General features: G+C 63.1%; 8 protein-coding genes. 5 read left to right on the top strand and 3 right to left on the bottom strand.

Annotation, left to right across the window (positions count from 1 at the left end):
- From E5W87_RS26390 to E5W87_RS26405, 4 genes are all read left to right on the top strand, one after another.
- Window positions 1–614 (top strand): ATP-binding cassette domain-containing protein (locus tag E5W87_RS26390; RefSeq protein ID WP_292404374.1); only part of this gene is annotated, 614 nt, incomplete at its 5' end.
- A gap of 16 nt (window positions 615–630) precedes the next feature.
- On the top strand, window positions 631–1,608 hold the full coding sequence (locus tag E5W87_RS26395; RefSeq protein ID WP_292404376.1) for an ABC transporter permease: 978 nt from the start codon (window positions 631–633) through the stop codon (window positions 1,606–1,608).
- Window positions 1,605–2,480 (top strand): MurR/RpiR family transcriptional regulator, encoded by an 876-nt coding sequence (locus tag E5W87_RS26400; protein ID WP_292404378.1) that lies wholly within the window; start codon window positions 1,605–1,607, stop codon window positions 2,478–2,480. Before E5W87_RS26395 ends, E5W87_RS26400 begins: the two co-directional genes overlap by 4 nt.
- Window positions 2,477–3,367, top strand: coding sequence for a ribokinase (locus E5W87_RS26405; protein ID WP_292404380.1), 891 nt, complete (start codon window positions 2,477–2,479; stop codon window positions 3,365–3,367). Before E5W87_RS26400 ends, E5W87_RS26405 begins: the two co-directional genes overlap by 4 nt.
- A 41-nt stretch (window positions 3,368–3,408) precedes the next feature.
- Here the strand turns inward: E5W87_RS26405 and E5W87_RS26410 are convergent, their stop codons facing one another.
- Complete coding sequence (locus tag E5W87_RS26410) at window positions 3,409–3,633, bottom strand: hypothetical protein (protein ID WP_367118880.1); 225 nt, start codon at window positions 3,631–3,633, stop codon at window positions 3,409–3,411.
- 194 nt (window positions 3,634–3,827) lie between these two features.
- Between E5W87_RS26410 and E5W87_RS26415 the strand changes: the two genes are divergently transcribed.
- Window positions 3,828–4,145 (top strand): hypothetical protein, encoded by a 318-nt coding sequence (locus tag E5W87_RS26415; protein ID WP_292404383.1) that lies wholly within the window; start codon window positions 3,828–3,830, stop codon window positions 4,143–4,145.
- Window positions 4,146–4,973: 828 nt separating this feature from the next.
- Here the strand turns inward: E5W87_RS26415 and E5W87_RS26420 are convergent.
- Window positions 4,974–5,510 carry an Hsp20/alpha crystallin family protein gene (locus tag E5W87_RS26420; protein WP_292404385.1) on the bottom strand — a complete coding sequence of 179 codons (537 nt, stop codon included), beginning with the start codon at window positions 5,508–5,510 and terminating at the stop codon, window positions 4,974–4,976.
- Window positions 5,511–5,560: 50 nt separating this feature from the next.
- Window positions 5,561–6,025 carry an Hsp20 family protein gene (locus E5W87_RS26425; RefSeq protein ID WP_292404387.1) on the bottom strand — a complete coding sequence of 155 codons (465 nt, stop codon included), beginning with the start codon at window positions 6,023–6,025 and terminating at the stop codon, window positions 5,561–5,563.
- Window positions 6,026–6,423: the final 398 nt, after the last annotated feature.

A 6,423-nucleotide genomic window follows, 5' to 3' on the forward strand; every position in this document is an offset into this window, starting at 1 on the left:
CAACAGGCGCGATCGAGATCGACGGCAAGGCGGTAAAACTTTCAAGTCCGCGCGACGCCATCGCCGCCGGCATCGGCCTGGTGCCGGAGGAGCGCAAGCGCGAAGGCATCGTGCCGCTGCGCTCGATCTCCAGCAACATGGCGCTGGCGTCGATGGGCGTGTTCGCGCCGCGCGGCGTCATCGATCACACAAGGCTGAAACGGGTCGCGGCCGAGAAGGTGAAGCGGGTCAATCTCAGGCCGTTCCTGCTCGACCGGCCGATCCGGCTGTTCAGCGGCGGCAACCAGCAGAAGGCGATCATCGGCCGCTGGCTGGCGGCGGGAACGCGCATCCTTTTGTTCGACGAGCCGACGCGCGGCATCGATGTCGGCGCCAAGGCGGAGATCTATCACTTGATCGAGGAGCTCGCCGCCGAAGGCCATTCGGTAATCGTGGTGTCGTCCGAGCTTCCCGAGGTGATCCGGCTCGCCGACCGCGTGCTGGTCATGCGCGACGGCACGGTCGCCGCCGAACTCGGCCGGACCGACCTTAGCGAGCAGGCGATCGCGGCGCACGCCATACCCCAATCGAAGACTCAAGGCGGCGCGGCGCAAAGCCATCGGGCCGGTGCATAACGGACAGGACCAGTGGATGACTGATATAACCGAACACACAGCAGCGCGGCCAAGGGCTGAATTCCTGCACCGGTTTTCCGTGCGCGACGCAGGCACGCTGATCGGCCTGGTGGTGATCCTCGCCGTCTTCGGTGTGCTGGTCCCGGGCTTCTTTGCCGAGCGCAACCTGATCAACATCCTGCAGCAATCGAGCATCAACGCCTGCCTAGCGCTGGGCATGACGCTGGTGATCATCTCGGGCGGCATCGACCTGTCCGTCGGGCCGACGGCAGCCCTTTCAGCCGTCATCTCGGCCTCGATGCTGGTCGCCGGCGTGCCATTTCCGCTGGCCATCGCCGCCGGCTTCGCCATCGGCCTCGTCTGCGGCCTGCTCAACGGCGTGCTGGTCGCCTATGTCGGGCTGCAGCCTTTCATCGTCACGCTGGGGACGCTGAGCACCTTCCGGGCGCTGGCGCTGATCTATACCGGCGGCAATCCGGTGCTCGGCCTGCCTGCCGGCTTCCGCGCCATCTTCAACGGCTCGCTGTTCGGGCTGCCGCTGGCGGTCATCATCGTGGCCGTGGTCGCGCTGATCGCCTGGGTTATCCTCAAGAAGACGCCGTTCGGCGAATATCTGCTCGCCGTCGGCGGCAATGAGGAGGCCGCCTACATAGCCGGCGTGCCGATCGCCCGCACCAAGATCGCCGCCTACATGATTTCGGGTCTGCTGGCAGCCCTTGCCGCGCAGATCCTGATCGGCCGGCTGGGTGCCGCCGAGCCCATCCTAGGCAATCTCTGGGAGCTCGATGCGATTGCTGCGGCGGCCATCGGCGGCGCCTCGCTGATGGGCGGCAAGGGCAGCGTCGTCGGCACCATCTTGGGCGCCGTCATCCTCGGCACCATGCGCAACGGTTTGACGCTGATGAATGTCCAGTCCTTCTATCAGCTCCTGGCAACTGGCCTTATAATCCTCGCCGCGATGCTTATCGATCGCGTGACGAGGGGACGTGGATGACCTTGACCAGCCTGGATCTGAAAGCAGTAGGACCGCGGATCCGCATGATGATGCCGCATCTGACGCCGCTCGAGGCCAAGGTGGTGGAAACCGTCTTCGGGAGGCGCGGCTTCGACGAGACCATTCCGCTCAAGCAGATCGCCGAAGAAGCCGGCGTGTCGGAGGCGATGGTCGTGAAGATCGCCAAGAAGCTGGGCTTCTCCGGCTATCGCGACTTTCGCACCGCCGTCTATGAGTACAGCCGCCTGCCGACCGCCGAAATGCACCAGGAGCTGTCGGTCGACGACAGTTCGGCGGAGATCGTCCAAAAAGTGTTCCGCACCTCGATCCAGGCACTGGAGGAGACGCTGGCCATCCTCGACATGGACGATTTCGACCGCGCTGCCGATCTTCTCTACCGTGCCAAAAATCGGGATTTCTATGGCGTCGGCGGCTCGGCGCAGATCGCGCGCGACGTTTCGCACAAATTCCTGCGCATCGGCATCCGCGCATCCGTCTATGACGATTCGCACATGATGCTGATGTCGGCCTCGCTGCTCGGCGCCGACGACATCGCCGTCGGCTTCTCCCATTCCGGCAACACCAGCGCCGTCATCGACGCCATCCATCTCGCCCGCAAGAGCGGCGCGCGGACGCTGGCGATCACCAATTACGACAACTCGCCGCTGGCTGCAGTCGCCGACATCGTGCTGTGCTCGACCGCGCAGGGCTCGCCGCTGATGGGCGAGAACGCAGCGGCGCGCATCGCGCAGCTCAACATTCTCGACGCGCTGTTCGTGGCGGTGGCGCAGCGCGACTACCAGGCGGCAGAGCGCAATCTCGGCCGCACCATGTCGGCGGTGACGTCGAAACGCCGGGACAGGGGCGCATGACAACCGCGCTGGTGACCGTGTTCGGCAGCCTGCATTACGACATCATGGTCGAAGCCCCTGACCGCCCGCGCAAGGGCGAAACCGTCACCGGCCATGCCTGGCGGCCGAAGTGCGGCGGCAAGGGCGGCAACCAGGCAGTGTCCGCCGCGCGGGCCGGCGTGCGCGTAGCGATGATCGGCGCGGTCGGTGATGACGATTTTGGCCGCGCACTTCTCGACAATCTCGGCCGCTGCGGCGTCGACAGCCGCTTCGTACGGGTCGCGCCCGGCGCCGGCTCGGGCATGAGCGTGGCGATCTTCGACGACGGCGGCGATTATGGCGCGGTGATCGTATCAGGCAGTAATCTCACCTTGGGTGAAAAGGACATCGCTGAGGCGGCAGAAATGATCGCGCACACTTCGGTGCTTCTGCTGCAGAACGAGGTGCCGGAACCCGCCAACATTGCTGCCGCGCGGGCGGTGAGGAGACATGGCGGCCGCGTCGTGCTCAATGCCGCACCCGCTCGAAAACTGTCGGACGAATTGATCGCACTCATCGACATCGTGGTCGTCAACGCCATCGAGGCGGAATTTCTGGCCGGCGTTCCGGTCGTCGATACGCTCGAGGGTGCGGCCAGGGCGGCACGCATGCTGGTCGATTCCTACCCGGCCGCGATCGTCACCGCCGGCGGGGAGGGCGTCGCCTATTGCGACCGCGACGGTCAGGCGTTCGCGCTGGCGGCCATTCCGGTGAAGGTCGTCAGCACCCATGGCGCCGGCGATGAGTTCGTTGGCGCGTTCGCGGCAGGCCTTGCCCGGGGGCATCAGGTCGAGGCTGCCATCGCGGCCGCCAATGCCGCAGCGGCTTTGCTGGTCGCTACGCCGGAACGGGAGCGCGAGGCGATCTGAGACGAGCCCGCTGAGACGGGCCGCACCCCCACCCGTCTCAGCTATAGGGCGACCAGCATTGCTGGCGAGGGCCGGCCTAGGGCTGGTAGCTGTTGTCCCAGGCCGCGGTACGAGACATAGCGGTCGTAGCACCAGCGGACGTGCGCAGCGGCAAGCCGGACGGCAGGTCGCGGTGGCGGAGCGACGGTTGCCGCTGCAATCCCAGCGGCAAAGGCGGCGGCGGGGAACCAGTAGGAATTGTAGCGGCGGTCCGGCGGCTTCGACATCGCCGGGGAACTCTTTTGCGGTGCTTCGTCTGGCACGCGGCAGATGCGTAACAGTCCATGGAGAGCCATTTAATCGGAGGACGCGCGGCAGGGGTTCGCGGCCTAGGATTGTCACGTCCGGTTACTGCGACCGGCTCGGTCGTAAACATCGGTATTTTAGTGGAACCTAATTTAAATGACGCGGTTAAGCGTGCATGAGAGAGCATGAAATCCAGACTATTACTGAATACCGGATAGCGAACAATCAGCTGGCCGATGATCCGGTGATCGCTCTCGATATCGCGGAGCGGATATTACAGGCAGCCGAGAACGACAGGATTGGCTATATCGTCGTCAGAGCGGGGAACCCCGAAGCTGACCTCATCGAGAAAAGAGAGCCACAACAAATCAAGGCTACCACAGCCTTGTTCCACGATTTTGAAGTGTTGTTGCTTGTTCTTTATGCGGCTTATGCCCTTGTCGTGCTGGGTGTCACCGCTTTCGTGATGCTGGAATTGGCTCCTGTTTTGTAGACGTGTTCCAGCAGCTCATGTGAGCTAGCGTTTCTGCATTGTACCGGATGCGAGCGGGACTTTTCGCTCAGCTCCGACAAGCCGATAAAGTTCGACAATTGAAACGAAAGTCCGACGACGGGCTCCGTGGCCTGGGCGCCAGGAACGCCACGGCGCGTGGCTTGGCGCATCGCTGAACAAATGAAAGCCCGCGCCTCTGGCGGAGAGCGCGCGGGCCCGGTCGGGTTGCACTGCAGTAGGAGCCCGAAGGCTCCACTGCTCAAATACAATTGTTAGAAGTCCCTAATGTTCCGCATCAGCCGGATGAATGATGTAACCGCCCTCGCGAACGAGCACCCTGGCAGAAGATTCTTTTTCGCGTGAAGCAGTTGTGATTGCTTCTTTCCACCCCGGTCGCGGCGGGTTTAGGATTGCCATGCGCAGGAAGCAAGGCACGGTCATTTGGGCGGCGATTTTCGCGTCTGTCCTTGGCTTTGTGCTGTTGGTACTGATCCTGCAAATAGTCAGCCTGCTTGACTAGGCGCCGATCTGGCTCGTTTCGACGTCAGGGGAAATGTATTGTGGGCCGATTCCCGTGCTGTGCACAGACACTGCAGGCCGATGGCGGCAGTGCGCACCGCCACGACAAACCTTCAGGCAACAATGCGGGACTACCTGTTAGCCGCGCTGAAGAACGCCAAGGCAAAGCCTGCTGCAGGAAGTTGATGCGGTAGCGCTTGTTTTTCCAATGTATCCGTCCATCGGCGGACGGCTGGATTACAAGCGGTCGGGTGGCCGTATGCACCGACTGAGCGCAGCCGGGCGCGTGCGCGTCCGGCTGCCATGTTGTCAGTGCTTGCTCTTGCCGGGACTGACGGCACTGCCGCTGATGGCGATGCGCTTGGCCTTCGTCTGCGCGCGCTGGGTCTTGGGCAGCGTCACGCTGAGTACGCCGTTATGGAAGGCGGCATTCACCTTGTCCTCCTCGACCTCGTAGCCGAGCGGGATGCGGCGCTCGAAGCGGCCGTAGAACCGCTCGGAGAAGTACCTGTCCTTGTCCTCAGTCTCGGAACGCTTCTCGCCGCGCAGCGTCAGCACGCCGTCGTCGAGCAGCACCTCGATGTCCTTCTCGTCCATGCCGGGGATTTCGGCGGTCACGCGGACCTCCTTCTCGCTGTCGGAGATTTCAACGCTCGGCCAGTTGGCGCGCGCCGACGAAAATCCGCTGAGCGAGGGCATGCGCGTTTCGAAACCGCGGAACGCGTCGTCGATCATGCGGTTCATCTCGCGATGCAACGCCATGAACGGATCCCGGTCATCGTCACGATAGAAGCTGGGAACCGGGCTGTCCTCCCGGCCCCAGGGAATGAGATCACGAATAGCCATTGGTGTTCTCCTTTCTCGACTGGTTGTGCCAGGCGGCGCCAGACCCTCGCTCAGGCGGCCTGCTTCGGCTTCTCAACCTGCCCGGCCTTCGGCGCGCCGTCTTCCCTAGTGATCGTGATGCGACGCGGCTTCATCTCCTCGGGCACTTCGCGCACGAGGTCGATCGTCAGCAGGCCGTTGTTGAGCGAGGCGCCGGTGACCGTCATGTGATCGGCAAGCTCGAAGCGCCGTGTGAACGGTCGCACCGACAGGCCACGATGCAGATATTCAACCTTGTCCTGTTCCTTGCGCTCGCCCGAGACGATCAGAAGGTTGGGCTCGTGGCTGATGTCGAGATCGTCTTCGGAAAAGCCGGCGACGGCGATCGTCACGCGATAGCTGTGCCCGTCGCTTCGCTCGATGTCATAAGGCGGCCAGCTGTCGACAGTCTGAGGCGCGTTTTCCAGCAGGTTGAAGATGCGGTCGAAACCGATGCTCGACCGATAGAGCGGGGAAAAATCCGATGCGGTTCTCATAGCTACATCCTCCATAGAGCGACATAGTACGAGGGACGCCAAAGAGCTGGCGCTCCCTGGGTTCTGCCGGCCCCATTCGGCAACCGGCATTTTTTATTTGGTTATTGTCAGCCCGAAATCAAGACCCAGATTCTGTCCCGCTGCCAGATTTTTTGTTGCCAGATTGTGGCTGGCAATACCGGTTTCAACCTTCATTTGTGGGTCGCGCCGGTACGCCGCATGGAGGATATCATGACCATGACACGCGACGACATCATATCGGTGCTGGGCCCGGTGGACGACGCCGCCATCGCCGACATCGCCTCGACCGGCGCGACGATCGAGGAGTTGCGCGAGGCCTTTGCCTGGGTCGGCGCCGATGAGGCGCTGGTGAACGAGGGCCGCCCTCTGCCGTCGGC

Source organism: Mesorhizobium sp., assembly GCF_004962925.1.
Lineage (GTDB): Bacteria > Pseudomonadota > Alphaproteobacteria > Rhizobiales > Rhizobiaceae > Mesorhizobium.

Bases quoted from the DNA above. Each gene is read 5' to 3' on its own strand.
- E5W87_RS26410 (WP_367118880.1), bottom strand. From the start codon at position 3,633: ATGTCGAAGCCGCCGGACCGCCGCTACAATTCCTACTGGTTCCCCGCC.
- E5W87_RS26405 (WP_292404380.1), top strand. From the start codon at position 2,477: ATGACAACCGCGCTGGTGACCGTGTTCGGCAGCCTGCATTACGACATC.
- E5W87_RS26400 (WP_292404378.1), top strand. From the start codon at position 1,605: ATGACCTTGACCAGCCTGGATCTGAAAGCAGTAGGACCGCGGATCCGC.
- E5W87_RS26395 (WP_292404376.1), top strand. From the start codon at position 631: ATGACTGATATAACCGAACACACAGCAGCGCGGCCAAGGGCTGAATTC.
- E5W87_RS26415 (WP_292404383.1), top strand. From the start codon at position 3,828: ATGAGAGAGCATGAAATCCAGACTATTACTGAATACCGGATAGCGAAC.
- E5W87_RS26425 (WP_292404387.1), bottom strand. From the start codon at position 6,025: ATGAGAACCGCATCGGATTTTTCCCCGCTCTATCGGTCGAGCATCGGT.
- E5W87_RS26420 (WP_292404385.1), bottom strand. From the start codon at position 5,510: ATGGCTATTCGTGATCTCATTCCCTGGGGCCGGGAGGACAGCCCGGTT.